At 63.0% G+C, this 26,046-nt stretch carries 27 protein-coding genes and 1 tRNA gene; 18 read left to right on the forward strand and 10 right to left on the reverse strand.

Features of this window, described 5'->3' with window-relative positions; all coding sequences use genetic code 11:
- Window positions 1–380: 380 nt before the first annotated feature.
- Window positions 381–1,289: a dTDP-4-dehydrorhamnose reductase gene (rfbD, locus tag AC1DB0_RS13310; protein WP_342066532.1), complete on the reverse strand. Its 909-nt coding sequence runs from the start codon at window positions 1,287–1,289 to the stop codon at window positions 381–383.
- A gap of 186 nt (window positions 1,290–1,475) precedes the next feature.
- On the opposite strand from rfbD, the gene AC1DB0_RS13315 reads away from it, so the two are divergent.
- Window positions 1,476–2,219 carry a response regulator gene (locus AC1DB0_RS13315; RefSeq protein ID WP_054422334.1) on the forward strand — a complete coding sequence of 248 codons (744 nt, stop codon included), beginning with the start codon at window positions 1,476–1,478 and terminating at the stop codon, window positions 2,217–2,219.
- Window positions 2,220–2,250: 31 nt separating this feature from the next.
- Here AC1DB0_RS13315 and hemN read toward each other — a convergent pair whose 3' ends face one another.
- Entirely contained in the window at window positions 2,251–3,681 is a 1,431-nt protein-coding gene (hemN, locus tag AC1DB0_RS13320) for an oxygen-independent coproporphyrinogen III oxidase (protein WP_476757041.1), read from the reverse strand.
- A gap of 118 nt (window positions 3,682–3,799) precedes the next feature.
- Here hemN and AC1DB0_RS13325 point away from each other — a divergent pair, with 118 nt between their 5' ends.
- The 10 genes from AC1DB0_RS13325 (at window position 3,800) to AC1DB0_RS13370 (ending at window position 14,092) form a co-directional block, all read left to right on the forward strand.
- The gene (locus tag AC1DB0_RS13325; RefSeq protein ID WP_175169837.1) at window positions 3,800–4,066 is read left to right on the forward strand and encodes a hypothetical protein; all 267 of its coding nucleotides are present in this window, start codon (window positions 3,800–3,802) and stop codon (window positions 4,064–4,066) included.
- A 372-nt stretch (window positions 4,067–4,438) separates the two neighbouring features.
- A complete protein-coding gene (locus AC1DB0_RS13330) occupies window positions 4,439–5,182 on the forward strand; it encodes a FadR/GntR family transcriptional regulator (RefSeq protein WP_476757042.1) in 744 nt (247 codons plus the stop codon).
- Complete coding sequence (locus AC1DB0_RS13335) at window positions 5,179–6,423, forward strand: Zn-dependent hydrolase (RefSeq protein WP_476757043.1); 1,245 nt, start codon at window positions 5,179–5,181, stop codon at window positions 6,421–6,423. Before AC1DB0_RS13330 ends, AC1DB0_RS13335 begins: the two co-directional genes overlap by 4 nt.
- Window positions 6,424–6,609: 186 nt before the next feature.
- The gene (locus AC1DB0_RS13340) at window positions 6,610–8,184 is read left to right on the forward strand and encodes an ABC transporter substrate-binding protein (protein ID WP_054422339.1); all 1,575 of its coding nucleotides are present in this window, start codon (window positions 6,610–6,612) and stop codon (window positions 8,182–8,184) included.
- A gap of 101 nt (window positions 8,185–8,285) precedes the next feature.
- Window positions 8,286–9,293, forward strand: coding sequence for an ABC transporter permease (locus AC1DB0_RS13345; RefSeq protein ID WP_476757044.1), 1,008 nt, complete (start codon window positions 8,286–8,288; stop codon window positions 9,291–9,293).
- Window positions 9,290–10,129 (forward strand): ABC transporter permease, encoded by an 840-nt coding sequence (locus AC1DB0_RS13350; protein WP_054422340.1) that lies wholly within the window; start codon window positions 9,290–9,292, stop codon window positions 10,127–10,129. Before AC1DB0_RS13345 ends, AC1DB0_RS13350 begins: the two co-directional genes overlap by 4 nt.
- 9 nt (window positions 10,130–10,138) lie before the next feature.
- Window positions 10,139–11,770, forward strand: coding sequence for an ABC transporter ATP-binding protein (locus AC1DB0_RS13355; RefSeq protein ID WP_054422341.1), 1,632 nt, complete (start codon window positions 10,139–10,141; stop codon window positions 11,768–11,770).
- 39 nt (window positions 11,771–11,809) lie between these two features.
- On the forward strand, window positions 11,810–12,100 hold the full coding sequence (locus tag AC1DB0_RS13360) for a cupin domain-containing protein (protein WP_054422342.1): 291 nt from the start codon (window positions 11,810–11,812) through the stop codon (window positions 12,098–12,100).
- Between the two features lie 19 nt (window positions 12,101–12,119).
- Window positions 12,120–13,184 (forward strand): histone deacetylase family protein, encoded by a 1,065-nt coding sequence (locus tag AC1DB0_RS13365; RefSeq protein WP_447981347.1) that lies wholly within the window; start codon window positions 12,120–12,122, stop codon window positions 13,182–13,184.
- Window positions 13,185–13,198: 14 nt separating this feature from the next.
- Window positions 13,199–14,092, forward strand: coding sequence for a DMT family transporter (locus tag AC1DB0_RS13370; protein ID WP_054422344.1), 894 nt, complete (start codon window positions 13,199–13,201; stop codon window positions 14,090–14,092).
- Between the two features lie 34 nt (window positions 14,093–14,126).
- Here the strand turns inward: AC1DB0_RS13370 and gntR are convergent, their stop codons facing one another.
- Entirely contained in the window at window positions 14,127–15,152 is a 1,026-nt protein-coding gene (gene gntR / locus AC1DB0_RS13375; RefSeq protein ID WP_175169834.1) for an HTH-type transcriptional regulator GntR, read from the reverse strand.
- A gap of 132 nt (window positions 15,153–15,284) precedes the next feature.
- Between gntR and AC1DB0_RS13380 the strand changes: the two genes are divergently transcribed.
- Genes AC1DB0_RS13380 through AC1DB0_RS13395 form a run of 4 tightly spaced genes read left to right on the forward strand, consistent with a single transcriptional unit; the run spans window position 15,285 to window position 20,024 of the window.
- Window positions 15,285–15,827, forward strand: a complete 543-nt coding sequence (locus AC1DB0_RS13380; protein WP_054422346.1) for a TRAP transporter small permease — start codon at window positions 15,285–15,287, stop codon at window positions 15,825–15,827.
- A 48-nt stretch (window positions 15,828–15,875) separates the two neighbouring features.
- Entirely contained in the window at window positions 15,876–17,156 is a 1,281-nt protein-coding gene (locus tag AC1DB0_RS13385; RefSeq protein ID WP_476757045.1) for a TRAP transporter large permease, read from the forward strand.
- Window positions 17,157–17,186: 30 nt separating this feature from the next.
- Entirely contained in the window at window positions 17,187–18,203 is a 1,017-nt protein-coding gene (locus tag AC1DB0_RS13390) for a TRAP transporter substrate-binding protein (protein WP_054422348.1), read from the forward strand.
- 39 nt (window positions 18,204–18,242) lie between these two features.
- Window positions 18,243–20,024, forward strand: a complete 1,782-nt coding sequence (locus AC1DB0_RS13395) for an IlvD/Edd family dehydratase (protein ID WP_054422349.1) — start codon at window positions 18,243–18,245, stop codon at window positions 20,022–20,024.
- Here AC1DB0_RS13395 and AC1DB0_RS13400 read toward each other — a convergent pair.
- The 4 genes from AC1DB0_RS13400 to AC1DB0_RS13415 form a co-directional block, all read right to left on the reverse strand.
- Entirely contained in the window at window positions 20,016–20,957 is a 942-nt protein-coding gene (locus AC1DB0_RS13400) for an alpha/beta hydrolase (RefSeq protein ID WP_476757047.1), read from the reverse strand. The genes AC1DB0_RS13395 and AC1DB0_RS13400 overlap by 9 nt on opposite strands.
- A gap of 163 nt (window positions 20,958–21,120) precedes the next feature.
- A complete protein-coding gene (locus AC1DB0_RS13405; protein WP_441372592.1) occupies window positions 21,121–21,525 on the reverse strand; it encodes a YbaN family protein in 405 nt (134 codons plus the stop codon).
- A gap of 62 nt (window positions 21,526–21,587) precedes the next feature.
- Window positions 21,588–22,304, reverse strand: coding sequence for a tetratricopeptide repeat protein (locus AC1DB0_RS13410; RefSeq protein WP_346552679.1), 717 nt, complete (start codon window positions 22,302–22,304; stop codon window positions 21,588–21,590).
- Between the two features lie 95 nt (window positions 22,305–22,399).
- Complete coding sequence (locus AC1DB0_RS13415) at window positions 22,400–22,600, reverse strand: hypothetical protein (protein WP_342066538.1); 201 nt, start codon at window positions 22,598–22,600, stop codon at window positions 22,400–22,402.
- 621 nt (window positions 22,601–23,221) lie between these two features.
- On the opposite strand from AC1DB0_RS13415, the gene AC1DB0_RS13420 reads away from it, so the two are divergent.
- The 3 genes from AC1DB0_RS13420 (at window position 23,222) to AC1DB0_RS13430 (ending at window position 24,042) form a co-directional block, all read left to right on the forward strand.
- Window positions 23,222–23,500, forward strand: a complete 279-nt coding sequence (locus tag AC1DB0_RS13420) for a hypothetical protein (protein ID WP_441372590.1) — start codon at window positions 23,222–23,224, stop codon at window positions 23,498–23,500.
- 9 nt (window positions 23,501–23,509) lie between these two features.
- A complete protein-coding gene (locus AC1DB0_RS13425; protein ID WP_476757048.1) occupies window positions 23,510–23,722 on the forward strand; it encodes a hypothetical protein in 213 nt (70 codons plus the stop codon).
- Window positions 23,723–23,793: 71 nt separating this feature from the next.
- A complete protein-coding gene (locus AC1DB0_RS13430) occupies window positions 23,794–24,042 on the forward strand; it encodes a hypothetical protein (RefSeq protein ID WP_420840116.1) in 249 nt (82 codons plus the stop codon).
- Between the two features lie 233 nt (window positions 24,043–24,275).
- Here AC1DB0_RS13430 and AC1DB0_RS13435 read toward each other — a convergent pair whose 3' ends face one another.
- The 3 genes from AC1DB0_RS13435 to AC1DB0_RS13445 form a co-directional block, all read right to left on the reverse strand.
- Window positions 24,276–24,845, reverse strand: a complete 570-nt coding sequence (locus AC1DB0_RS13435; protein WP_342066540.1) for a hypothetical protein — start codon at window positions 24,843–24,845, stop codon at window positions 24,276–24,278.
- 243 nt (window positions 24,846–25,088) lie between these two features.
- Window positions 25,089–25,165, reverse strand: a tRNA-Val gene (locus tag AC1DB0_RS13440).
- A 164-nt stretch (window positions 25,166–25,329) separates the two neighbouring features.
- Window positions 25,330–26,016, reverse strand: coding sequence for a phosphoribosylanthranilate isomerase (locus AC1DB0_RS13445; RefSeq protein WP_476757049.1), 687 nt, complete (start codon window positions 26,014–26,016; stop codon window positions 25,330–25,332).
- Window positions 26,017–26,046: the final 30 nt, after the last annotated feature.

Consider the following 26,046-nt stretch of genomic DNA (forward strand, 5'->3'; position numbering starts at 1 on the left):
TGCTTCCTGGGGTTCTTGGAACTAAAAATCGAAAATCAGAAACGAAAAACGCGGCTTGAGAGCCGCGTTCTTTTGGTTGTCTTGCTGAGTTCTACCGCCGACCTGACACGGTGAAACCCGACGCACGAAAAACTAACGCGACATAGGGCGAAAGTTCCGGGTCGTAGTTCGTGCCAGCGGGAAAAACATGATTCTAAGCCTGTTGGTACGCGCCCGAGGCGGCGCGAAGCAATGTTGCGCAATTAGGATCAACGTTGAAAACAAATCGGGCTTAAGCCCGAGTCAACCTGCGACATCAACGGATCAACTGCATTTATCGTTGCCGATTGTAGCACCCTTCGCGCCCTTTCCGTCGCAAATGCGCGACAAATCCGCCCTGATCAGACCAGGTTGCGGCAATTCGCAAGGGCCGCCAGCGCGTGGCGCACGCCCTCTTGCCAGGGCGGCGCGTGGATACCGAACTGCCGGGCCAGCAGGCCCGTATCCAGGCAGGAGTTCAAGGGCCTGGCCGCTGTGTTCGGGTGCTGATCCGCGGACACGGCTTGGATATCGCCCGGGGTCAGCGTCACCGGCAAGCCCGCGCGCCGCGCCTGCTCGGCGATGAAGCAGGCGTACTCATGCCAACTGACCCGCCCCGCAGCAGCCACGTGGTACAGCCCGAATGGAAACCCGGCGCGTTCAAGAAAATAGCGCGCAACCGCCACCGCGGTCACATCGGCGATGAAGGCGGCGCCGGTGGGCGCGCCATGCTGATCACTGACGACGCGCAACGCCTCGGGCTGGCGCAACGCCATCAACATTGATTTCAGGAAAGAGTTGCCGAACACGCCGTAGATCCACGACGTGCGAAACACCAGGTGGGCGGCATTCATGGCCTGCACCGCGCGCTCACCCGCCAGCTTGCTGCGCCCGTAGACGTTCAGCGGGCCGGGCGTGTCGGTTTCGACATAGGGGCCGGATTTCGCGCCGTCGAACACATAGTCCGATGAGTAATGAACGATCAGCGCTGCCCGGCTTGCGGCCAGGGCGGCCAGCTCTCCGGCCGCCTCTGCGTTGATCCGCATGGCGCGAACTGCGTCTTCCTCGGCACGATCCACCGCCGTGAGCGCAGCGGCGTTGACGATGACATCCGGCTTCTCTTGGCGCACCAGACGAGCCAGCTGCAAGGGGTAGGTCAGGTCGCAATCACTGCGGCCAACCGCCACCACCACACCGAGCGGAGCAAGGCTGCGCCGCAGCTCAAAACCCAGTTGGCCGTCCCGTCCTAACAGCAGAATCTTCTTGGTCATGCTCGCGCTCACTACTAGGCCGAGGGTGCAACGGTCTGATTTTGACGCGTTTCTCGTCCGCACAGCCGTATGAAAACGTAATCTGCCTTCGCAAATTTAAGACTACGTGCGGAGCGTGCTTCGGATGTCGCCTCACGCCGAGCGAAAACCGCCACCGACGTCCTCCTTACGGCTCGTGGAGCATCGATGAAAGCTGTCTCAATACGTGTGACCAAAGCGTCATCCCAATCAAACCCGCCGCGCGGGAACGAAGGGGGTGGCCGTCAGGGCGGCCGCCGGCATTTGTTGCTGTCGCGCACGCCAACCGTCATCAAAGTCGCCATCCTGGACGACCATCCCGTCGTGGCGCTAGGCGTGGATGCGTATCTGGAAAGTCGGCCTGGGTTTCGCGTGCTGCATCGCGAAACGTCGGCGCGGGCCATGCTCGAAAAGCTGACCCACGCCCCCTGTGACGTTGCCCTGATTGATTTCTATCTGCCCCAGGAGCCCTGGGACGGCGTCAATTACTTGCGCCGGCTGCGGCGCTATCACCCGAACCTGGCGATCATCACGTTTTCGGCGGGCAACCGCCAAGAGACCCAGTACGCAGCATTTCGCGCAGGCGCAAATGGGTATCTTGCAAAGCAATGGGGGATGATGCTGCTGCCGGAAATGATTCGCGGCGTGCTTAGCGGCAAGAACGCTTTTCTGTCCGTGCACGAGGGAAAGATACGCCCGCTTGAACCCACCCACCCCCACGCGCTGCTGACGACGTCTGAAGTCGAAATTCTTCGCCACATCAGCCAGGGCTTGTCTGTCACGCAGATTGCCGCCCGGCTGATGCGCAGCAAGAAGACCGTCAGCACGCACAAGCGGCGGGCAATGCGCAAGCTGCAATTGGCCGACGACCTGTCACTGGCGCTCTATCTGCGCGAGAAATTCGCCGAGTGAAGCATCACTTCCCTCGCCTGCGCAGCCCGCTTCAGATGATGCGGGAATAGCTGGCGCCACTGCTCACGCTGCGCAGATAGCCGTCAAACGCCATGGCGACGGCGCGCACAAAATACCAGCCCAGACCGGTCACCTGCACCTCGCCCGACCGCAGGTTGACCAGGCCCAACTCCGCCAGATTCGCCATTTGCAGCAATTCGCGGCTGAAGTAGTCGCCAAAGCGCAGGCCGTGCCGGGCCTCGATGCGCGCAAAATCCACGCGGCCCTGGCACATGATGTCCATGATGACTTCACGGCGCGCGAGGTCATCGGCGTTCAATTCCAATCCGCGTTCGACCGCAAAGTTCCCGGTTTCGATCGCAGCGTAATACTCGCCCAGCACCTTGGCGTTCTGGCTGTAGGTATTGCCGATGCGGCCGATGGCGGATACGCCCAGCGCGACCAGGTCGCGATCCGGCTGCGTGCTGTAGCCCTGGAAATTTCGGTGCAGCTCGCCACGCTGTTTCGCAATGGCCAGCGCATCCGTGTTCAGCGCGAAATGGTCCATGCCAATGTAGGTGTAGCCCTGCTGCAAAAAGCCATCGATGGCCGAGCTGAGCAGACCCACGCGCGTGGCGCGGTCGGGCAGGTCAGCTTCGTTGATGCGGCGTTGCGGCTTGAAGCGTTCCGGCAGGTGCGCGTAGGCGTAGAGCGCAATGCGGTCCGGGCGCAATGCCACCACTTGCGCGATGGTTCGCTCGAACGATTCGGTGGTCTGCAACGGCAGCCCGTAGATCAGATCGACATTGACCGAGGCATAGCCCAGCCCACGCGCACTTTGCATCAGCGCCCGCACATCTTCGAAAGACTGCACGCGATGCACCGCCACTTGCACGCGCGGATCAAAGTCCTGAACGCCGAAACTCAGCCGGTTGAAGCCCAGTTTGCGCAGATGCGCCAGGCGTTCGGGGGTGGCCGTGCGCGGATCGACTTCGATGGAGATTTCGGCATCCGGCTCAAAGCGGAAGGCCGTGCGCAGATCGTCCATCAGACGCGTCAATTCAGCGTCTGACAGAAAGGTGGGCGTACCGCCGCCAAAGTGCAGTTGCGACACTGGAACGCCCGCACCAAGCTCCTCGACATGCAGCGCCACTTCATGCGCCAGCGCGTCCAGATAACGCGCCGCGCGATCGTGGTGACGCGTCACCACCTTGTTACAGGCGCAGTAATAGCAGACCGAATCACAGAACGGAATGTGCACGTAGAGCGACAGCGGTTCGGCTGGTTGCGTAGCGCGGCGTTGCCGCAACGCCAGCCGGTAGTCTTGTTCGCCAAAGCCAGCGTGATAGCGGTCGGCCGTGGGATACGAGGTGTAGCGCGGCCCGTTCTTGTCCAGCCGAGCCAGCAACTGGGGAGGAAAAAAAGGTTCGGCGGCGGCAGGAGCCGGGGAGTCTGAAACGAGTGGGCGGAGGGCGGCTTGCATACCCCGAATTATTCGCCTGCGGGGCCCCACGCACCTTGATCTGGCGCAAACCCCGAAGCGCCCATTGCTTGCGCCCGTAAAATGCGCCCATTCACGTTGCAGAACCAGGACACACCCCATGGACACCGAACTGGATGGCCGCCTGCTGGCCATGCGCCAAGCCTTGGCCATTGCCATCGCCCTTTCCACCCGCAGCAGCCCCCAAGCGACCGACATGGCGCTGGAGCTGCTCAATGACTTGAAGGATGGCATGGACAAGGCGCCGTCCGACAGCCCGTTCGACAAACCCGAATGGGTCGTCGGCGCGCAAGATGAGCTGGACGGCATCGCCCGCCTGGTCCGCGCATTCACGCAAACGCCCGAACCGGACGACGCAGCCGAGTAAGACTGGCTGCACTTCAGGCGGGCTGCACTTCAGGCGGGCTGCACTTCAGACTGGCTGCGCTTCAGACTGGCTGCGCTTCAGACTGGCTGCGCTTCAGACTGGCTGCGCTTCAGACTGGCTGCGCTTCAGACTGGCTGCGCTTCAGACTGGCTGCCTCTCAAGCTAGCTGCACTTCAAGCTAGCTATACCTCAAGATAGCTGCACTTCAGGCGTGCGCCTTGCGCACGCCTAACTGGCCTGACCACCAGATAGGAAGACGTGGAATCCCTCTGATCGTTTTCCCTGAAATCCTCAAATTTCCCTGTTATTTCAATAACGGCGTGCCTATATTGGTGGCCTGACCACCAGGCCATATCGATACACCGATCCGTTATGAGCACCTTCCAGGCTGTCGCCGTCACCCGCCTGTACCGCATCATTGCCGACCAGATCGCCGGCCGCATCCGGGCGGGCGATTTCCCCCGCGGCGGGCGCCTGCCTTCGGAACGTGAACTGGCGGAGCAACTGCAGGTCAGCCGGGCGTCGATCCGCGAAGCGTTGATCGCCCTGGAGATCGAGGGGTATGTGGAAGTGCGCGTCGGCACGGGCGTGTTCGTCACGATCACGCCCGAGGGCGCCGCGTTTCCCGCAGCGTCCTCCACAGCCGCCAATGCCCTGCCCGGCCACGATGACATCGGCCCCTTCGACTTGCTCGAAGCCCGCATGCTGATTGAACCGGAATGCGCCGCGCTGGCCGCGCAACAGGCCACGCCCGCGCAGATTGCCACCATCCGCGACACGCACGCCGCCATGTCGCTGACCGATTCCCCTGGCCAGCATGACCGCGAATTCCACAGCACCATCGCCATGGCCTGCGGCAACGCGGCGTTGGCGTCAGCGGTGGCGCACTTGTGGAATCTGACCCAGGCGAGCTCGCTGTACAGCCGCATGCAGGACTACTTCGTGAACACACAGGTGTGGGCCGCGGCCCATGCCGAGCACCAGCGCATCCTGGCCGCCATCATGGCGCGCGACCCGATCCGCGCCCGCCATGCAATGCACACGCATCTGCTGGGCATCCTGGCGCGGCTGCGCGAAGACGTCGATTCACTCACCGACCACCGAGGCTATCCATGACATCGTCTTCCTTGTCCATCAACGGCCAACGGCTCTGGCAGTCGTTGATGGATCTGGCGCAGATCGGCGCCACGCCCAAGGGCGGCAATTGCCGCCTTGCCCTGACCGCATTGGACGGCCAGGGCCGCGATCTGGTCACGGGCTGGATGCGCGACGCCGGGTTGACGGTGCGGGTGGATCAGGTGGGCAACATCTTCGCGCGCCGCGACGGCCGCAACAACGCACTGCCCCCCGTCATGACCGGCAGCCACATCGACACCCAACCCACCGGCGGCAAGTTCGACGGCTGTTATGGCGTGCTGGCCGGGCTGGAGGTCATGCGCACATTGAACGACGCTGGCGTGCAAACGGAAGCGCCGCTGGAAGTCGCCATCTGGACGAACGAAGAAGGCTCGCGCTTCGTGCCAGTGATGATGGGATCAGGCGTGTTTGCGGGCAAGTTCCCGCTGGAGACGGCGCTATCCGCACGTGATGCGCAGGGCTTGACGGTGGGCGACGAGCTTCAAGCCATCGGCTACGCCGGCGCAGACCCCGCGGGCGGCCGGCCGGTCGATGCCTACTTCGAAGCGCATATCGAACAGGGCCCGATTCTTGAGCATGAAGAAAAGACCATCGGCATCGTGACCGGATCACTGGGCTTGCGCTGGTACGACGTCACCGTCACCGGCATGGAAATGCACGCGGGCCCCACGCCCATGGCCATCCGCCGAGACGCGCTGTTCGCCGCCAGCTTCCTCGTGCAATCGGTGATCAACATCGCCAACGCGCATCAGCCGCATGGGCGCGGCACCGTTGGCGAAATCCATGCGCATCCGGGTTCGCGCAACGTCATCCCCGGCCAGGTCCGCTTCACCGCCGACCTGCGCCACGAAGACGCCGCCACGCTCGCACGCATGGATCAGGCCTGGCGCCGCGCCTGCGACGACATCGCCGTGGCGCATGGCGTACACGTGGATGTGAAAGACGTGCAGACCTTCCCGCCCACGCCGTTCGATACCGACCTGGTGGACAAGGTGCGCCAAGGCGCGGCCAGCCGGGGCTTGCCCGCCATGCACATCGTGACGGGCGCAGGACACGACGCCGTGTACATGGCCGCCGTCGCGCCCACCGCCATGATTTTCGTGCCGTGCAAAGACGGCATCAGCCACAACGAGATTGAAGACGCGCAGCCCGGGCATCTGGAAGCCGGTTGCAACGTCCTGCTTGACGCCATGGTGGCGCGCGCCAACGCCGCGCGTTAGCACCGCCGATTTCGCCGCAATGGTGCGCGGCCGCCTTACCCAGCACCTGTATGAAGCACGAATGGTGCGGCTTCACCCGTTGTACCCCTGAGAAACGCAGGTGGCACGAGGTTTGCTTGTTATTGCCCGGCATCTGCCGTGCAACGGCGGTCACCTGTCAGTCCCTTTCCAGCCCGGAGGCTCGCAGTGAAATCGAAGAAATGGTTCTCCCTAAGCATCGGCGCATTGGTCCTTGCGGCCGCGCTGCCCGCGACCCAAGCCCTGGCCCAGACCAAGGGCGGCACCTTGAACATGATCGTTCAGCCCGAGCCGCCCGTGATTGTCACGGCCATCAACCAGCAAGGCCCCACGCAATTCGTCGCAGGCAAGATCTATGAAAGTCTGCTGACCTATTCCACCGACCTGAAGCCGCAGCCCGGCCTGGCCAAGTCCTGGGAGGCCGCCGCCGACGGCCTGACGTACACCTTCCATCTGCAAGACAACGTGAAGTGGCATGACGGCAAGCCGTTCACGTCCGAAGACGTGGTCTTCTCGCTGGCGGACATGCTGCCCAAAACGCATGCGCGCGCTCGCGTCATCCTGAACAAGTTCGTGGATTCCGTGACGGCGCCCGACGCCAAGACCGTCGTCATCAAGCTGAAGACGCCCTTCCCCGCCTTCATGCTGATGTTCGAACCGGGCTTTGCGCCGATGATGCCCAAGCACCTCTATGCCGGCACCGACTACATGACCAATCCGGCCAACCAGAAGCCCGTTGGCACCGGCCCCTTCATGTTCAAGGAATGGAAGCGCGGCGAATACATCAAGCTGACGCGCAACCCCGAATACTGGAAGCCGGGCATGCCGTACCTGGATGAGCTGGTGTTCAACGTGATCCCTGATGCGGCCTCGCGCGCGGTGGCGTTTGAACGCGGCAGCGTGGACGTGCTGCGCGGCGGTGACGTGGACAACGTCGATATCAAGCGCCTGCGCGCCCTGCCCAAGGTGGAATACACCACGGCCGGCTGGGAAATGTTCTCGCCGCAGGCGTACCTGATCTTCAATATGCGCAAGCCGCCGTTCGACAACGTCAAGGTGCGTCAGGCGATCATGGCGGCGATGAACCGCAATATGGTGGTCAACAATATTTTCTTTGGCCTGGGCAAGGTGTCGACCAGCCCCTTCGTGACGACCGAGATGTTCTACGACAAGAACATGCCGGCCATGCCGTTCGACATGAAGAAGGCGCGCGCGCTGATCAAGGAATCGGGCATCAAACCTGAGGACTACACGATCCGCCAACTGAGCTTCCCCTACGGCTCCACGTGGGACCGCCTGGGCGAATACACCAAGCAGGCGCTGGAGCAACTGGGCTTCAAGGTCAACCTGGAATCCACCGACGCGGGCGGTTGGGCCAGCCGCACGGGCAACTGGGACTTCGACGTAACGACGACGTTCACCTACCAGTACGGCGACCCCGCGCTGGGCGTGCAGCGCCTGTATATCTCGTCGAACATCGTCAAGGGTTCGCCGTTTGCCAACGTGCAGGGCTACAGCAACCCCGAGACCGACAAGCAGTGGGAAGCCGCCGCCTCGGAAGTGGACCCGGCCAAGCGCCAGGCGCTCTATACGCAGCTGCAAACGACGCTGGTCAATGACGTGGCCAACGGCTTCCTGGTGGACATGGAGTTCCCCACGCTGTATCGCGCCAACGTCAAGAACCTGGTCAAGACGGCCATCGGCCTGAACGAATCGTTCGACGACGTCTACATCGAAAAGTAAGCGCAGCCAGGTAATACGCAGCCACGTAATACGCAGCAAGCCAAGTGCAGCAAGACGCCGCCGTGGAGCGTTCCACGGCGGCGGACCAGAGAGGACCCCGCATGAAATTCCTGTCTTTTCTTTTATCCCGCATCGGCAAAGCCCTGGTGGTGGTGCTGGGTGTGGTGATCATCAATTTCTTCCTGATCCGCCTGGCGCCAGGCGACCCGGCCGCCGTACTGGCGGGCCAGGCCGGCGCGGGCGACGCCGCCTATGTCGACCAGTTGCGCGTGGCCTTCGGCCTGGACAAGCCGATCCTGACGCAACTGATGCTGTACCTGAAGGGCGTGGTCCAACTGGACCTGGGCTTTTCCTATCGCAACCACGTGCCGGTGCTGGACCTGATCGTCGAGCGCCTGCCCGCGACCTTTCTGCTGATGTCCTGCGCGTTTGTGTTTTCCATCGTGCTGGGCGTTTTCCTGGGGGTGGTCGCCGCCAAGGCCCGCTACCGCAACAAGCGCCGCTGGATCGACAGCTCGGTCATGACGGGCGCGCTGCTGCTGTACGCCACCCCGCTGTTCTGGCTGTCTTTGATGGGCATCCTGCTGTTTTCCGTAGTGCTGGGCTGGCTGCCCGCCTTTGGCATGGAAACCGTGGGCTCGGGGCTTACCGGCTGGGCCCGCGCTGGAGACATCGCGCAGCATCTGATCCTGCCCACCGTCACGCTTGGCTGCTTCTTCATGGCCGTGTATGTGCGGCTGACCCGCGCGTCGATGCTGGAAGTGATTGGCATGGACTTCGTGAAAACGGCGCGCGCCAAGGGCGTGAACCCCAGCCGCGTGATCCGCGCGCACGTCTTGCGCAACGCGCTGCTGCCCGTCATCACCTTTGCCGGCATCCAGCTGGGCCAGATGGCCGGTGGCGCGGTGCTGACCGAAACCGTGTTCGCGTGGCCCGGCATCGGCCGCCTGATGTTCGACGCCCTGCTGCAACGTGATTACCAGTTGCTGCTGGGCATCTTCCTGGTCACCTCAATCATGGTCGTGATTTTCAACCTGCTGACCGATGTGATGTACCGCCTGATCGACCCCCGCATCGGCGCCGGGGCGCAGCAAGGAGCCGCCGCATGAAAGCCTTTGCCCAACGTTATATGCGCAACTACGGCGCGGTGGCGGGACTTGCCATCATGCTGATCGTGGTTGTCGTGGCGCTGGCCGCCCCACTGCTGTACCAGGAATCCCCCTGGATGATGGTGGCCGACCCGCTGATTCCGCCCTTCACCAACGCCGACTACCCGTTCGGCACCGACATGCTGGGCCGCGACATCACGGCAGGCCTCGTCTGGGGCGCGCGGGTGTCGCTGATGGTGGGCCTGTTGTCGACCGCGGTGGCGCTGCTGTTCGGCATTCTGGTGGGGGCCGTGGCCGGCTACTGCGGCGGCCGTGTGGACGACGCGCTGATGCGCTTCACCGAGTTCTTCCAGACCATTCCACAACTGGCGATGGCGGTGGTGCTGGTGGCCATTCTTAGCCCATCCGTGTATTCGATCATGGGCGCAATCGCCATCGTGTCGTGGCCGCCGGCCGCGCGGCTGGTGCGATCCGAGTTCATGACGCTCAAACAGCGTGAGTTCGTGCAGGCGGCCATCGTCATCGGCCAGACGCCCGCGCGCATCGTCAGCACGCAAATTCTGCCCAACGCCATGTCGCCCATCATCGTGTCGGCGTCCTTCATGGTGGCCACCGCCATCCTGACGGAATCGTCCCTGTCCTTTCTGGGCCTGGGCGACCGCAACCTGATGAGCTGGGGCTTCATGATTGGCGCCGCGCGCACGATGATCCGCGAAGCCTGGTGGATGAGCGTGTGGCCCGGGGTGGCCATCTTGCTGACCGTGCTGGCCATCAACCTGATCGGCGAAGGGCTCAACGACGCCCTGAACCCGCAACTGCGCAAGCGCGGCGAATAGGAGGCCGACATGACCGAAGCCACGCCTCTGTTGTCCATCCAGAATCTGAGCATTGCGCTGCCTCGCGGCGGCGACCGCCCCTTTGCCGTGCAGGATGTGTCCTACGACATCCACGCGGGTGAAATCCTGTGCATCGTGGGGGAGTCCGGGTCGGGCAAATCGATGAGCGCCAACGCCATCATGGGCCTTTTGCCCGATTACCTGACGCCGCAACAAGGCCGCATCCTGTTCCGCGGCCAAGACCTGCTGCAACAAGACGAAGCCACCTTGCAAGCCATGCGCGGCAAAGACATGGCGATGATTTTCCAGGAACCCCTGTCAGCGCTGAACCCGCTGATGACCGTGGGTGAACAGATCAGCGAAGTCATGCGCGTGCACAACGCCTACCCGGGCGCCGAGCGCATGAAGCGCACGCTGGAGCTGCTGGCGTTTGTTGGGCTGCCCGACCCGGCCACGCTTTATCACGTGTATCCGTTCCGGCTATCGGGCGGGCAGCGCCAACGCGTGATGATCGCAATGGCGCTGGTGCTGGAACCGGCGCTGCTGATCGCCGACGAACCCACCACCGCGCTGGACGTCACAACGCAGGCGCAGATCCTGGCGCTGATCGCTCGCATCCAGAAAGAAAAAGGCATGGGCGTGATGTTCGTCACGCATGACTTCGGCGTGGTGGCCGAAATTGCGCACCGCGTGGCCGTCATGGAAAAAGGCGTGCTGGTCGAGCAAGGCCTGGCCGATGATGTGCTCAACCGCCCACGCCATCCTTACACGCAGCGTTTGATTGCCGCCGTGCCGCATCGCCGTGGCGAAGAACGCGTGGCAACCGAGAACGACGCGCCCGTGCTGGAAGTGAAAGACCTGAAAAAAACCTACGTCATCGGCCACGGCTGGCTGGGCGGCAAGCGCGAAGTGCATGCCGTGGATGGCGTGAGCTTCGCGGTGCGCCGCGGCGAGACCTTGGGTATCGTGGGCGAATCCGGCTCAGGCAAATCCACCATCGGCAAGTGCCTGCTGAAGCTGGTGGGCATCAATGGCGGCCAGCTGATTTTCAATGGCCAGGACATCGCTACGCTGCCGGAGTCGCGCTTTCGACCGATGCGCCACGACATCCAGATGATCTTCCAAGACCCCTTTGCATCGCTAAACCCGCGCCACACCGTGGGCCGCATCATCAGCGACGGCCCGGTCGCCAATGGCGTGCCACGCGCGCAGGCCGAAGCCCGGGTGCGCGAGCTGCTGCAATTGGTGGGGCTGGACCCGTCCGCCTTTGACCGCTACCCCAACCAGTTCTCGGGCGGGCAACGCCAACGCATCGGCATCGCGCGGGCGCTGGCGCTGGAACCCAAAGTGCTGGTGGCCGATGAATCGGTATCGGCGCTGGATGTGTCCGTGCAGGCGCAGGTGCTGCAACTGCTGCACGACCTGCAACAGCGCCTGAAGATTGCGCTGGTGTTCATCACCCACGACCTGCGCGTGGCCGCACAGATCTGCAATTCCGTGCTGGTGATGCACCGTGGCAAAGTGGTTGAGTACGGCTCGCCCGCCCAGATTTTCGATAACCCGCAACACGCGTACACGCGGCAACTGATTGCCGCCGTGCCCGGCCAGCACTGGGACCCGACCCAGGCGACAATGGCCTGATTCCGATACCTGCCCATGACCCCACCAGGAGATTCCCCCGTGCAACGCCCCGCCGCCGTGCCTACCGTGCAGATCGACAACGACATGGTCACCGTCACCGAGTGGCGCTTTCCGCCCGGCGGCGAAACCGGCTGGCACCGCCATGGCATGAACTATGTGGTGGTGCCGCAAACGACCGGCCCCTTGCTGCTTGACACGCCCGATGGCCAGATCACCAGCCAGCTGACGACCGGCATCGCCTACTATCGACCGGTTGGCGTGGAACACAACGTCATCAATCCCAGCGATACCGAATTCGTTTTCGTCGAGATCGAACTCAAGCAGGCTTGACGCGTCAGCGAGGACCATCATGAAGGCGTTTTTCTCGGAAGAACAGTTGCTGCACACTCCGCAGCAATTCATGCGGCTGGGCCGGCTCAGCGCCCCCACCGATTTGCCGTCCCGCGCGGAAAGCCTGCAAGGCGCGCTGGCGTCGCGGGGCATCAAGGTTGAAGCGCCCTCGGACTACGGCCGCAAGCCTTTGGATAGCATCCACAGTGCCGATTACCTGAACTACCTGGAAACGGCGTATTCACGTTGGCAGTCGCTGAAGGCGCCCGGGGTGGACCCCGGCCCCGAGGTCCTGCCTAACCTGTCGCCCTACTACAACGGCCGCGTCGAACAAGCCGGCCGCGGCCCTTGCCCGTCGCCGTCCATCGTGGCCCAAACGGGCTACTACTTAAGCGACCTGTCCTGCCCGATCGGCCCGCACACATGGCGGTCGGCGCTGCGCTCCACCCACAGCGCGGTGGCGGCCGCCGATCACGTCGCCAGCACGCACGGCATGGCCTATGCGCTGTGCCGGCCATCGGGCCACCATGCCCATCGTGACCGCGCGGGCGGCTTCTGCTACCTGAACAGCAGCGCCGCGGCGGCAAGCCGTTTGCTGCAAACGTGGTCCAAAGTAGCGGTGCTGGACGTGGACGCGCATCACGGCGACGGCACGCAGAACATCTTCTACCAGCGCGCCGATGTAATGACCGTGTCGCTGCATGCCGACCCCAGCGCCTATTACCCGTTCTACACGGGCTATGCGGAAGAACGCGGGTATGGCGCGGGCGAAGGCTACAACCTGAACCTGCCGCTTGCGCACGGCTCGGGCAACGATCCCTTCCTGGCTGCGTTGGACACGGCATTGACTGCATTGACGGGCTACGCCCCCGAAGCGCTGGTATTGGCCTTAGGCTTTGACACCTACAAAGACGACCCCATCAGCGTCCTGAAGCTGGACATCGACGCCTATCGCGACATCGGCGCCCGTGTCGCCAGCCTGCGCCTGCCCACGGTTGTCGTGCAGGAAGGCGGATACATGGTGCAGGCGATCGGCCCCGCGCTGGACGCGTTTCTGCAAGGCATGGGCCACGCCGGCGCCTGACGCGTTCACCCCACATGGCCTCTGTCCCCTCTGCGATCCTGCCCGCGCCCGCCGCCACGCGCAACGCCGGCATCCTGCTGTTCTTTGCCGCGCTGGTGGCGTTCGCCACCTTTGATGCCGGGTCCAAGCACCTGCTGGAACGCTACCCCGCGCCTTTTCTCAACGTGATGCGCTATCTGGCGGTAATCACGCTGGCCATGTTCATGCTGTGGCGGCACGGCGCGGGCGTGCGCTTGCGCGATGCGCCGGAAAAGCCGTTGCTGGTGCTGCGCGGCGTCATGCTGGCAACGGTTGCCACGTGCTTCATGACGGCCCTGATCTGGATGCCGCTATCGGAAGCCACGGCCATCTACTTCACGTCCCCGCTGATCATGGTGGCGCTGTCGCCGTGGCTGCTGGGTGAACGCGTGCGGCCGGTGCAATGGCTGGCGGTGGCGGCGGGCTTTGCGGGCATGCTGCTGATCGTGCGCCCCGGCGCCGATTTGCCGCTGCTGGGCACGGTGCTGATGGCGGTATCGGCCGTCAGCTACGCCATCTTTCAGGTGCTGACACGCAAGCTGTCTGGCAAGGTGCCCGGGCCGGTTCAGTACGCCTATACGGCCATCATTTGCCTGATTGTCACGGCGCTGCCTGCGCCGTTCTTCTTGCCCGACCCCTGGCCAGATCTGGCCGACGCCATCTTCATCATCGCGCTGGGCGCATGCAGCGGGCTGGCGCAGATTCTGCTGATCGCCGCGTTCCAACGGGTGTCGGCAGCCACGCTGGCCCCGTTGAATTACTTTCAGCTGTTGCTGGCCGTGCTGTTCAGCACGTTCTGGTTTCAGCGTCCGCCCGATGCGCTGGCGTTGGCGGGCATGAGCTTGATCATGGCGGCAGGCGTGTTCCTGGCGATGCGCCGGGCAGCCTGATCGCGCACCACCCAATGCGGCATCTGCGGCCGACTCAACTGGTCTCGCGCTGCACCAGCGCGAAACCCAGATCCACATGCCGCTCGTCGATGTCATCGCCCGCCAAATGCCGCATCAGCAAGTCGGCCGCCGACACGCCGATCTGATAGCGCGGCGTGGCAATCGTCGACAAAGGCGGTGTCGTCCACGCCGTGCCGGCCAAGTCATGAAAGCCGATGATGGCCATCTGCCCTGGTACCTCCACGCCCAGCCGCCCGCATTGAAATACCGCGCCTTGGGCCAGATCGTCATTGCAGAAAAACACGGCGTCGCAATCAGGATGCCGCGCCAGCAGGTCTTCCATCAACGACGCGCCCAGGCTGATGGACGATTTTTCCGGCGTCATGATTTCTAGCGCTTCGTCGTAGCAGCCGGCATCGCGCAACGCCTGCCGCGCGCCTTCGCAACGGCGCAAAGAACGCGGGTCCAGCTGCGCCCCCACGATGGCCACTCGCCGATGCCCCCGTTCGGCCAGATGCCGGCAGGCCGCGTAGCCGGAGTCGAATTGAGAAAATCCGACGCTCATGTCCTCGCCGTCCGACAGCGTTTCAATCGTATGGACGGTGGGAATATGCTGCGCGCGCAACAGCGCCCAAACGCCGGGATTGTGGTCGATGCCCGTCAAGATCAGCCCATCGGGCGAATGCTGCAAATACTTGCGCACCAAGGCTTCTTCCGCGTCCGGCGAATAACCCGTCACGCCAATCAGCATGTGATAACCGTGGCGGTCCAGCACGTCTTTGATGCCCGTGATGATGTCCACGAACACCACGTTGCTCAACGACGGGATCAGCACCACGATGGTCTGCGACCGCGCCGACGCCAGCGCGCTGGCGGCGTGGTTAGGGACATACCCCAATTCCTGGCACACCTGCGCAATACGCATCCGCAGCGTTTCCGCGACCTTGTCCGGCGTGCGCAAGGCGCGCGAAACCGTGATGGCGCTGACGCCCACCCGGCGCGCCACGTCCTGCATGGTGACGCGGCCAACGCGGGTGCTTCGGGGTTTACGAACGGACATTGGCCCTCGCAGCGTGGGATGGGAAGCGCGTAGTCTGACGCAACAAATGGGGCTTGCCAAATAGAAAATGTTAGCGCTAACATTCGCCACAGCATAATCCAAAAAATTCCGGGAAACGGATAGGAGACAACAATGCACGCAAGCCCTTCGGGCCGGCCGGGCGGTACGCCTTTGGCCCGCGCCGCCGACTGGTGTTTCACCTTGCAGACATGGCTGATGGTGGCCTGTCTGATCGTCATGGTCGTGCTGCTGTTCGGCAACGTCGCCCTGCGCTACCTGTTCAATTCCGGCATCAACGCGTCAGACGAAGTCGCCCGCCTGGCATTCGTCTGGATGATCTTTCTGGGCGCAGTCATTGCGCTGCGCGACCACCAGCACATTGGCGTCACGATGCTGGTCGAGCGATTCGGCCCGCGTGCACGCCGCGTGTCCCACGTGTTCTGCCAATTGCTGGTGCTGTGGGTGCTGTGGCTGATGGCGCAAGGCAGCTGGGTGCAGACCGTGATTGGCATGGACACGGTGCTGCCTGTCACGGGCATGCGCCTGGCGGTGTTCAACACCGCGGCACTGTACGCAGCCGTCGCCATGGGCGTGCTGACGGTGATCGACCTGATACGGGTCTTGATGGGCGGCCCCTTGCCCGCCGAGTCCAGCCCCGAAGATCCCTTGGTCTGATCCCGACTACAGCCCCCCAACAGCCCCCTTCCCGCCCGGACACCCGCAATGATCCTGACCGTCTTCCTGCTTGTGCTGCTGGGGCTGATCGCCCTGGGCATGCCGATTGCCTTTGCGCTGCTGCTCAGCGCTCTGGCCATGATGTTCCAGCTGGACTTCTACGACACGCAAATCCTGGCGCAGAACATGCTTACGGGCGCCAACAGCTTCACCTTGATGGCGGTGCCGCTGTTCATGCTGGCCGGTGAACTGATGAACGCCGGCGGCATTTCGCGCCGCATCGTCAATCTGGCCACCTCGTTTGTGGGACACATCCAGGGCGGCCTGGGTTATGTCGCCATCTTCGCCAGCGTGCTGTTGGCGTCATTGTCGGGCTCGGCCGTGGCGGACGCCGCCGCGCTGGGTTCGCTGCTGATCCCGATGCTGCGCGAGAAAGGCTATGAGGCCGGCCAGGCATCCGGGCTGATCGCCGCGGGCGGCATCATCGCCCCCATCATTCCGCCATCCATCTCTTTCATCATCTTCGGCGTTGCCACCAACGTCTCCATCACCAAGCTATTTTTCGCCGGCATCGCCCCCGGGCTGATGATGGGCCTGACGCTGATCGCGGTGTGGGCGTGGGTGGCGCGCAAGCACGGCAGCATCAAGCCGTCACCGCGCGTGCCATGGGCCAGCCGCCTGAAGGCGCTGCGCGATTCGCTTTGGGCGCTGATGCTGCCCGTGATCATCATCGGCGGCTTGCGCGGCGGCGTCTTCACGCCCACCGAGGCCGCCGTCGTCGCCGCCGTCTACGCATTGCTGGTCAGCCTGTTCGTCTACCGCGAGATCGGCCTGCGCGACCTGGCGCCGCTGTTCGTCAACGCCGCGCGCACCACTGCCGTCGTCATGTTTCTGGTGGCGGCCGCCATGGTGTCGTCCTACATGATCACGCTGGCCGACATGCCGCAGGACCTGATCGCGCTGCTGGAACCCGTGATGGACCAGCCCAAGCTGCTGATGTTCGCGCTGCTGATTCTGCTGACAGTCGTTGGCACGGTGATGGACCTGACGCCCACCATCCTGATTCTTGGCCCGGTGCTCATGCCCGTCGTCATCAAGGCGGGCATCGACCCCGTCTACTTCGGCGTCATGTTCGTCATGGTGGGCAGCGTGGGCCTGTTGACCCCGCCCGTCGGCACGGTGCTGAACGTGGTCTGCGGCGTGGCCCGCATCAATATGGAAACCATCTGCAGAGGCGTGTGGCGCTACGTTGTGGCCTACACGCTGCTGCTGGTCCTGCTGGTGATCTTCCCTGAACTGATCACCGTACCCGCACGCTGGTTGCACTAGCGGCATAGAAAAACCCCAAGGAGGAGCACCATGATCACCCAATTCAAGACTCGTCTACTTGTGCTGGCGACGGCGCTGTCCTGCGCTGTTGCCGGCGTGGCCGCGGCGGCCGACGTCAAGCCGCGCCTGATCCGTTTTGGCTACGGCCTGAATGAAGAAAGCGTCCAGGGCCGCGCCGCGCGCTTCCTGGCGCAAGAGCTGGAAAAAGTCAGCGATGGCAAGCTGAAGATGAAGACGTTCGGCTCGGCCAACCTGGGCTCTGACGAACAGATGCAAGGCGCGCTGGCCGGCGGCGCGCAGGAAATGATGGTGGGGTCCACCGCGCCTTTGGCGGGCATGGTGAAGGAATTCGGCGTGTTCGACCTTCCCTTCCTGTTCAACAGCGAAAAGGAAGCCGACGCGGTGCTTGATGGCCCCTTGGGCCAAGACCTGATGAAGAAGCTGGAAGCCAAGGGCCTGGTCGGCCTGGTCTATTGGGAAAACGGCTTTCGCAACATGACCAATTCCAAGCGCCCCATCACGCGCGCGGAAGACCTGCAAGGCATCAAGCTGCGCGTCATGCAGAACCAGATCGCGCTGGGGGTCTTCAACACGCTGGGCGCCAACGCCGTGCCCATGCCGTTCTCGGAATTGTTCACCGCGCTGGAAACCCGCACGGTCGACGGCCAGGAAAACCCCATCACCACTATCCAGAGCAGCAAGTTCTATGAAGTGCAGCCCTTCCTGACCATCACGCGCCACGTCTACACGCCGTGGGTGGTGCTGGCGTCCAAGAAATGGTGGGACACCCTGTCGCCTGACGAACAGAAACTGATTCGGCAAGCCGCTGCGGCGTCGCGTGATTTTGAACGCAAAGACAGCCGCGCCGATTCCACCAAGGCCATGACCACGCTTGAGCAAGCCGGCATGAAGATCAATACCGTCACGCCCGAAGAAGTGGCGCGCATGCGGCAAAAGGTGCAGCCCGTGGTGGACAAGTACACGCAGGAACTCGGCCCTGACCTCGTCAAGCAGTTGAACGACGAGATCCAGAAGGCGCGCAACTGACGCCTCCCGATTGACGCAAGTGAAGCAAGCGAGCCTCTCATGTCTCAGACACCCCGCAAGTTACGCAGCCAGAAATGGTTCGACGATCCGTCTCACGCCGACATGACGGCGATCTATGTCGAGCGCTATCTGAACTACGGCCTGACGCGGCAGGAGCTGCAATCCGGACGGCCGATCATCGGCATCGCCCAGACCGGCAGCGACCTGGCGCCCTGCAACCGCCATCACCTGGCGCTGGCTGAACGCATCAAGGCGGGTATCCGGGACGCGGGGGGCATTCCGATGGAGTTCCCCGTGCATCCGCTGGCCGAACAGGGGCGGCGGCCCACGGCGGCGCTGGATCGCAACCTGGCCTATCTGGGCCTGGTTGAAATTCTGCACGGCTATCCGCTGGACGGCGTGGTCTTGACGACCGGTTGCGACAAGACCACGCCCGCCTGTCTGATGGCCGCCGCCACGGTCGACCTGCCCGCCATCGTGCTGTCGGGCGGCCCGATGCTGGACGGCTGGCACGACGGCCAGCGGGTGGGGTCAGGCACCGTCATCTGGCATGCGCGCAACTTGATGGCGGCCGGCAAGCTGGACTACGAAGGCTTCATGACGCTGGCCACGGCGTCATCGCCATCGGTGGGCCACTGCAACACCATGGGCACCGCGCTCTCCATGAACTCGCTGGCCGAAGCGCTGGGCATGTCGCTGCCCACCTGCGCCAGCATCCCGGCGCCCTACCGGGAACGCGCGCAAATGGCCTATGCCACGGGCTTGCGCATCTGCGACATGGTGCGCGAAGACTTGCGGCCGTCGCACATCCTGACGCGGCAAGCGTTTGAAAACGCCATCGTGGTGGCCTCGGCATTGGGCGCGTCCACCAACTGTCCGCCTCACCTGATTGCGATGGCCCGGCACGCCGGTATCGACCTAAGCCTGGACGACTGGCAGCGGCTGGGCGAAGACGTACCCTTGCTGGTCAACTGCGTGCCAGCCGGCGAGCATCTGGGAGAAGGCTTCCACCGTGCGGGCGGCGTGCCGGCCGTCATGCATGAATTGCTGGTCGCCGGGCGCCTGCATGCCGACTGCCCCACCGTGTCCGGCAAGACGATTGGCGACATTGCTTCGGCTGCCAAGACGCGAGACGCCGACGTGATTCGCACCTGCGATGCGCCGCTGAAACATCGCGCGGGCTTCATCGTGCTGTCGGGCAATTTCTTCGACAGCGCCATCATCAAGATGTCGGTCGTGGGCGAAGCCTTCCGCCGCGCCTACTTGTCCGAACCCGGTTCCGAGAACGCGTTCGAAGCGCGCGCCATCGTGTTCGAAGGCCCCGAGGACTATCACGCGCGCATCGAAGACCCTGCGCTGAACATCGACGAGCACTGCATTCTGGTGATACGCGGCGCGGGCACGGTGGGCTACCCGGGCAGCGCCGAAGTCGTCAACATGGCACCGCCGTCACACCTGATCAAGCGCGGCGTGGATTCCCTGCCCTGCCTGGGCGACGGCCGGCAAAGCGGAACGTCGGCCAGCCCGTCCATTCTGAACATGTCACCCGAAGCGGCCGTGGGCGGCGGCCTGGCGCTGCTGCGCACGGGCGACAAGATCCGCGTCGATTTGAATCAACGCAGCGTCACGGCCTTGGTGGATGACGCCGAAATGGCGCGGCGCAAACAAGAACCCCCGTATCAGGCGCCCGCCTCGCAAACACCGTGGCAAGAGCTTTATCGGCAACTGGTCGGCCAACTATCCACCGGCGGCTGCCTGGAACCGGCCACGCTCTATCTGAAGGTGATTGAAACGCGGGGCGACCCCCGGCATTCACATTGACTGGTTGTACGCCAGCCACGCTGTGAACAAGTCCGGCCAGGCATGCACGCGCGTGCCTGGTTTGCCCAGCCCCCAGCCATGCCTGCCTTGGGGAAAGATGTGCATCTCGGCGGGCACGCCCACCCGGCGCAGCGCGTTGAACATCAGCAGGCTGTTATCGACGGGCGAGATCGGGTCGTCCTGCGCTTGCGCCAGGAATACCGGCGGCATCTGCGCCGTCACCAGATGATCCACCGAGTACGCCGCGCTTTGCTCGGCCGTGGGATGTTCGCCCACAATTTCGCGGCGCGCATGGGTGTGGTCAAACGGCGGCATGAAGGTCAGCACCGGGTAGATCAGCGCTGCAAAATCGGGGCGCGACGACATGCTGTCGGCAGCGTCCACCGCAGCGTAATGCGGCACGGTGGGCGTGGCCGCGGTAAAGCCCGCCAGATGCCCGCCGGCGGAAAAACCGATTACGCCGATACGCCCGCCATCCAGACCAAACCGCCCTGCCGCCGCCCGGATCACCCGCAATGCGCGCTGCCCGTCTTGCAAAGGCGCGATCGCTGGCCAATGCTCGCCCGGCAGGCGATACACCAGCTCAAACGCGGTCACGCCTTGCGCCTGCAACCATAGGCAAGTGGGCGTGCTTTCCGTCCCGCATTCGATATGCGCGTAGCCGCCGCCGGCAATCACCAGCGCCGCCGTACCGTTGGGTTGCGCCGGGCGGTAGACCACCAGACGTGGCCGCGACACCTGCGTGATGGAACCCTTGGCGCTGACCTGCTCAGGCCCTTCCGGGCCGCGCCCGTCAGGCGCGCGATTGCCCGGCCACAGGTCCAAGGTCTCTTGCTGCGTGCTCAGCGTGGCGGCGGCGGACGTCGGACTCGCCCATCCCAGCGCCGCCCCCGACATGGCCGCAAATAGAAGTTCCCGACGCTTGTTCAACATGACGCATCCTTGCCCGGACCATGGGCGCCTTCGGAACGATGCGCCGCTGCTTGAACAGCCCGACTGTGGGGCATTACATCAGAGAAGGCGCCCGCTGCGAGCAGGCGAAATGGCGCGAACCATTTCGCTGCGTTACGCCAAACCGGTGTCTTTCAAGGAGATATCAATCGCCTGACCGTTGGCCGAACCGATCGGGGGAATCAGCCGCTTTTGGCGCCGGGCGGCTCAGCACGTAGGCCGCGCTGGCAATAAAGAAGAGACCAACGCCCGCGGCCAACGGCCACGACGGATGCGCGCTCCACCAGAACACCGCGTAACCCACCGCCATGCCCAGGCAGGCATACGTCTTGCCCTTGCGCGACACCGCGCCCTGCTCGCGCCACGTGCGCAGCGCCGGGCCGTAGGTGGGGCTATCCAGCAGCCACTTTTCCAAACGCGGCGACGACCGCGAGAAGCAGCCCACGGCAAGAATCAGAAATATCGTCGTCGGCATGACCGGCAGGAACGCGCCGATGACGCCCAGTGCCAGCATCACGCAGCCCAACGCCAACCATAGAGCTTTGATCATGATGGTCAGCAGAATATCGCAAATGCGGGGCCGGAGCCGAGCAGGCAGACGCGCGGCAACGGTTACGACCGGGGTTCCGGCTGCTTGGCGCGCAGCATGTCCATGAATCTCGGGCTGGGGTTACCGCCCGCTGCACGAGACTTGACGACCATCGCCCACGCCTGGTCATACTGGCCACGCCAGTAATATGCCGTTGCCCACGACGCATACAGATAGCCCTTGTCCGGCTCCACGGCTTCGCCCTTGCGGTACCACTCATCGGAACGGGCCGTTGCCGCCACCCGGGCTTCGGGCGGCAAGGTCTTATCGTCCGCCGCGCAGCGCGCGGCAATGCGCCCGGCGTCCGCATAAATGCCTTGGAACGTAGGCGGATCATGGCTGATCGCCTGGTCCATCATGCTCATGGCCTGGCAATATTTCCCCTGGTCGTGCAGCACCGCGGCAAAGCCGGTGTAGACCTCTGGGTTGTCGGGGTTCAGCAGCCACGCCTGATTGAAGCGCCGCATCGCCATGCCCAACTGGTCTGACTGATAGAAGCGGTATCCCTGCCCGACCCACGCCTGCGACGCCTTTTCCGCAGAACCAAATGCGCGAGTCGCATCCGCGATGAGCTTTTTGTCACTGGCTTGAAGTTCAGCGGCGGCTGACCGGTCCATGCCGCCATACATGGGCAGCTCGTCCAGGCGCGATTGCACCGGCTTTTCCGGCGGTGGCGTAATCGCGCATCCGGCGAGCCACAGGGCGGGGATCAAGACGATGGGCTTCAAGACGTTATGCATGGGCTAGGCATTGGGGAACGTACCCGGACCTTATCAGATAACGCCGAGATAACGCCCCCGAGACAGCCCCGGGCCACGGCCCGAACGACGCCGTGTCAATCCGACCGAAGCTTGCCAGTCGCGGGGTCCGTCGTCGCCTCAACGGTAGATACCGACTCGCCTGGGTATTTAAGACTGGCGGCGGCAACGGCTTCATCCCGCGTGGGGTAATGCCCGGCGTCTTCTTCCACGCCTAGCAAAGCGATGCGCCGAAAACTCCAATGGCCGTCGGTATGCTGAAAAACTTCGATCATCATTTTCGAAATCCTCCGTGGGTGAGGCGCTTTTTTGGATTGTCATCGACGGATCAGCAAGTCTCTTTCCCAACCTGTGCCGTCGGTGTCGCCGCGTAGCCTGTCTTGCGGGATACGCGTTTCGGGATGCATCTGTCGGCATACCCCTTTCGGAAAGCGCCTTCCCGGCATGCTTCTTTCGGCATGAGTTTTGCTGCCTCGGCTCGCATTCCTATCTTCAAGGTCAGCAGCATGAACATCTCCGCGTCTGCCACGCCCCCCTCCAAAGCGCCCGAACCTGCAAGGCCGGCCGATAAATCCCCCCAACCACCGGTCAAGCCGCCCCCCGTCAACCCGAGCGACGCCAGCGAAAATACCCAAGGCAATGAGGGGTAGCGGCGCGCGCGCCCATCGGGCACGCGAATTGCTGAACAGCCACGCCGCGGCGGTGGTCGCCATTCGGGTCAAGCATGGCGACACCGGCACTCCCCCTGCCGCTGCGGCGACAACCACCTGATCCGTGGATTTGCCCCGCTTGGCGGGGCTTTTTTTTGCTGGCTCGGCAAAATTTGCGCTGGGCCTGAACTCAGCCTGCGTGGCATGGCACTTGCTGAATATCCGGCTCATCGAACCCGGGAGACCCCAATGAAATCCGACGCCATCGCCGAAGCCGACGTTCCCGCTCGCGGGGATCGATCGCTGATACAGGAATTGAAAGACATCGACGCAAGCCGGCCAGACTTTCCAGGTGAACATCTGCTGGTCTTCGGGCTTGGCGCCTGGCTGCTCGTGGCCGGCATGCGGGGCACCACCGTGTTCAGACGAATGGCCTTCACGGCAGCCGGCACGGCACTCATCGGACGCGCCGCAAGCGGCACAGGCGGCATCGCGCGTGTAGCCAGGCTGCTTAAGAAAATCAGCTAGGAGCAAACCATGAATTCCCCTGACGCCAGCCAAAAATCCGACCAACAGTCCGACCAACAACGCGACCCGCACCCCGCCGAGATCCCGCCCGCCAAAAGAAAGGATGAAGGCAAAGACGCCCCGTCGAAATCCGGCGGGAAGGACGGCAAACCCTGGCCGCCCGATAGCATTCCCAACCCGATGCCCGGTGTGGACCCGCAGCAGACGCCCGGAATTGATTGATTAAGTCTGCCCTGATTTCCTGCCGGCACCGGCTGACTTGGTATTGACCCTGGACGCGCCAGATGGAAGCGATGTGGGATTTTCTTCAATGGCCGGCCATGGTCACGTCGCTTGCGGCGGCTTGGCTCGTTGCCTCGCAAGGTCCAGGCAAACGCAAGGCAGGATTCTGGGTATTCCTGCTGAGCAATGTGCTGTGGATCGCATGGGGCATGCACGATGGCGCGTTCGCACTGATCGCGCTGCAAGTCGGGCTAGCGGCGCTGAATATTCGCGGCGTGATCAAGAACGCACATTCGACGCCAAGCGAACCGCAAGCGTAAACCTCGCCGCAAGGCAGCATATAACGGGTTATGCATCAGGCGCCTGCATATTCTTGCGGCTGCCTAGCAATTGAAAGCCAATATGAATGCATGAACTGCCAGGTGACACGACCGGTATCTGGCGAACACTTGGTTAACTCTGCCTCGCAAAAAGAAATGCCCCGGTTTTTTAGCCGGGGCATTTCTTTAGGTCGTAAGTGCTACGAGTCTGGGCGAATCTTGCATAACTTGATTTACGTTATCAAGCTCGGAAGGTAGAGCTGGTCCATGATCCAAAGCCCCGCGACCCCAATGCAGGCAGCGATCAGGAAAGACCGCCGCGAATGGCGCAGGCCGATGGATGCCAAGGAAAATGCCTTGTTCCTTTTCCGGCGCTGCTTCTCCCATATTTTCAAAGTGAATAGATATCCACCGTAGATGATGGGATACGACGTCAACAGCATCAAGAAAGCGCGATGAGGCAGTGGCTCATCGAGCGCGGTCAGCGCCAATGCGCACGCAGAACTGACCAGCAACACGGCGCTTTCGATGTAATCCTGTATCGACGCGACAGCCAGTTCCGCTTTAGGCGTGCCACGCTGATGTCTCACTACGCCGCGGCCGGCTGTCAGTCCGGCCATCGCTGCGAGCCAAAACGAGCAATAAGATAGAAAGTGCGACCGCCCGGCCTCGGAAATCACAAATGCCGACACGCTGGACTTATTCAGGAAAACAATTACCAACACGGGCGGCGCAAGCAAGAGAAGTGCCAAACCAAAGATGGCCCAATCAACGTGGGTCAATGTCTCGCTTTTTTTCAACACTCCAGACTCCCTACGGTGGGTTCGGATTTTCTAGATAGCTGCGCGTCCAACGCCGGAAATGAGGAATTGGGGGCCCACCATTATCCGATTCAACCACCCGTATTCCCACCCGTAAATCTGCTGGCACCCGTTGTGGCTGTGGGTGGCATTAGCGGCGCAGAATGCAAAAAAGCCGCGAAGTCAAAGACTTACGCGGCTTTCTAGGCATTGCTACACAGTGCTTGGCACTGCTTTGCAGGAATCTGGTAGGCGGTATTGGGTTCGAACCAACGACCTCCACGATGTCAACGTGGCGCTCTAACCAACTGAGCTAACCGCCTGCAAAGAAGAAGAATTATATAGTGCTTTTTTAAACTGTGCAAATCGTCTTAAAAGATTTTTTGCTGTTTTTATTGCGTTTGAAGCATCAACGTTTGAACTAACAAACGGGCCGGATTGGGGTTGCGCATCGGATTGGAGCGAACCGAAACTCTGGCCAGAAACTTCACCTGCAAGCACTACTTTTTCCCTTCAACTTCGTGTCTGCGGCGTGGGCTGCATCAACGAAGAACGAGATTCTATCAGAACTTTTTATTCCTTGCTCGACCTCGACGCCGCTGCTCACATCCACGCCCCACGGCCTGACCAATTCGATGGCTTGGCCGACGTTGTCGCCGTTCAAACCACCCGACAGGATCAGCGGGCGCGACACCGGATTAGCGCGGACGTCATCCAGCAACGCGTAGTCAAAACCATGGCCGCTGCCGCCGTAGCCCGCGCTGTAGCTATCGAACAACCACCCCGCCGCTTCACCGTAGGCGCGGCAGTGCGTGGCCAGACCTTCGGCGGTATCCAGACCCGGGGCGCCCGCCCGGAAGGCGCGCAGAAAACGGTGGCCGTATCTCGCGCAATCCTGCGGCGTTTCATCGCCGTGGAATTGCAGCAGTTCAGGACCGACCTGGTCCAGCACCGCCTGCACATCGGCCGGGTCGGGGTTCACGAACAGGGCCACGACATCGACGAACGCCGGCACGGCACGGCGCAGTTGCGCGGCGCGCGTGGGCGTCAGGCAGCGCCTGCTCTTGGCATAGAAGACGAAGCCGATCGCATCGACGCCGGCCGAGACGGCGGCGTCGATGTCTTGTTCGCGGGTCAATCCGCAGATTTTGATGCGTGTGCGCATGGAACTCATTACCTGTGCCGCCCATCGCGGCATGACGAT

Source organism: Achromobacter sp. 10T422, from assembly GCF_056394065.1.

Excerpts from the sequence above, each read along its gene's own strand:
- rfbD (WP_342066532.1), bottom strand. The coding sequence starts at position 1,289 with ATGACCAAGAAGATTCTGCTGTTAGGACGGGACGGCCAACTGGGTTTT.
- AC1DB0_RS13315 (WP_054422334.1), top strand. The coding sequence starts at position 1,476 with ATGAAAGCTGTCTCAATACGTGTGACCAAAGCGTCATCCCAATCAAAC.
- hemN (WP_476757041.1), bottom strand. The coding sequence starts at position 3,681 with ATGCAAGCCGCCCTCCGCCCACTCGTTTCAGACTCCCCGGCTCCTGCC.
- AC1DB0_RS13325 (WP_175169837.1), top strand. The coding sequence starts at position 3,800 with ATGGACACCGAACTGGATGGCCGCCTGCTGGCCATGCGCCAAGCCTTG.
- AC1DB0_RS13330 (WP_476757042.1), top strand. The coding sequence starts at position 4,439 with ATGAGCACCTTCCAGGCTGTCGCCGTCACCCGCCTGTACCGCATCATT.
- AC1DB0_RS13335 (WP_476757043.1), top strand. The coding sequence starts at position 5,179 with ATGACATCGTCTTCCTTGTCCATCAACGGCCAACGGCTCTGGCAGTCG.
- AC1DB0_RS13345 (WP_476757044.1), top strand. The coding sequence starts at position 8,286 with ATGAAATTCCTGTCTTTTCTTTTATCCCGCATCGGCAAAGCCCTGGTG.
- AC1DB0_RS13350 (WP_054422340.1), top strand. The coding sequence starts at position 9,290 with ATGAAAGCCTTTGCCCAACGTTATATGCGCAACTACGGCGCGGTGGCG.
- AC1DB0_RS13355 (WP_054422341.1), top strand. The coding sequence starts at position 10,139 with ATGACCGAAGCCACGCCTCTGTTGTCCATCCAGAATCTGAGCATTGCG.
- AC1DB0_RS13365 (WP_447981347.1), top strand. The coding sequence starts at position 12,120 with ATGAAGGCGTTTTTCTCGGAAGAACAGTTGCTGCACACTCCGCAGCAA.
- AC1DB0_RS13370 (WP_054422344.1), top strand. The coding sequence starts at position 13,199 with ATGGCCTCTGTCCCCTCTGCGATCCTGCCCGCGCCCGCCGCCACGCGC.
- gntR (WP_175169834.1), bottom strand. The coding sequence starts at position 15,152 with ATGTCCGTTCGTAAACCCCGAAGCACCCGCGTTGGCCGCGTCACCATG.
- AC1DB0_RS13380 (WP_054422346.1), top strand. The coding sequence starts at position 15,285 with ATGCACGCAAGCCCTTCGGGCCGGCCGGGCGGTACGCCTTTGGCCCGC.
- AC1DB0_RS13385 (WP_476757045.1), top strand. The coding sequence starts at position 15,876 with ATGATCCTGACCGTCTTCCTGCTTGTGCTGCTGGGGCTGATCGCCCTG.
- AC1DB0_RS13390 (WP_054422348.1), top strand. The coding sequence starts at position 17,187 with ATGATCACCCAATTCAAGACTCGTCTACTTGTGCTGGCGACGGCGCTG.
- AC1DB0_RS13395 (WP_054422349.1), top strand. The coding sequence starts at position 18,243 with ATGTCTCAGACACCCCGCAAGTTACGCAGCCAGAAATGGTTCGACGAT.
- AC1DB0_RS13400 (WP_476757047.1), bottom strand. The coding sequence starts at position 20,957 with ATGTTGAACAAGCGTCGGGAACTTCTATTTGCGGCCATGTCGGGGGCG.
- AC1DB0_RS13405 (WP_441372592.1), bottom strand. The coding sequence starts at position 21,525 with ATGATCAAAGCTCTATGGTTGGCGTTGGGCTGCGTGATGCTGGCACTG.
- AC1DB0_RS13410 (WP_346552679.1), bottom strand. The coding sequence starts at position 22,304 with ATGCATAACGTCTTGAAGCCCATCGTCTTGATCCCCGCCCTGTGGCTC.
- AC1DB0_RS13415 (WP_342066538.1), bottom strand. The coding sequence starts at position 22,600 with ATGATGATCGAAGTTTTTCAGCATACCGACGGCCATTGGAGTTTTCGG.
- AC1DB0_RS13420 (WP_441372590.1), top strand. The coding sequence starts at position 23,222 with ATGAAATCCGACGCCATCGCCGAAGCCGACGTTCCCGCTCGCGGGGAT.
- AC1DB0_RS13425 (WP_476757048.1), top strand. The coding sequence starts at position 23,510 with ATGAATTCCCCTGACGCCAGCCAAAAATCCGACCAACAGTCCGACCAA.
- AC1DB0_RS13430 (WP_420840116.1), top strand. The coding sequence starts at position 23,794 with ATGTGGGATTTTCTTCAATGGCCGGCCATGGTCACGTCGCTTGCGGCG.
- AC1DB0_RS13445 (WP_476757049.1), bottom strand. The coding sequence starts at position 26,016 with ATGAGTTCCATGCGCACACGCATCAAAATCTGCGGATTGACCCGCGAA.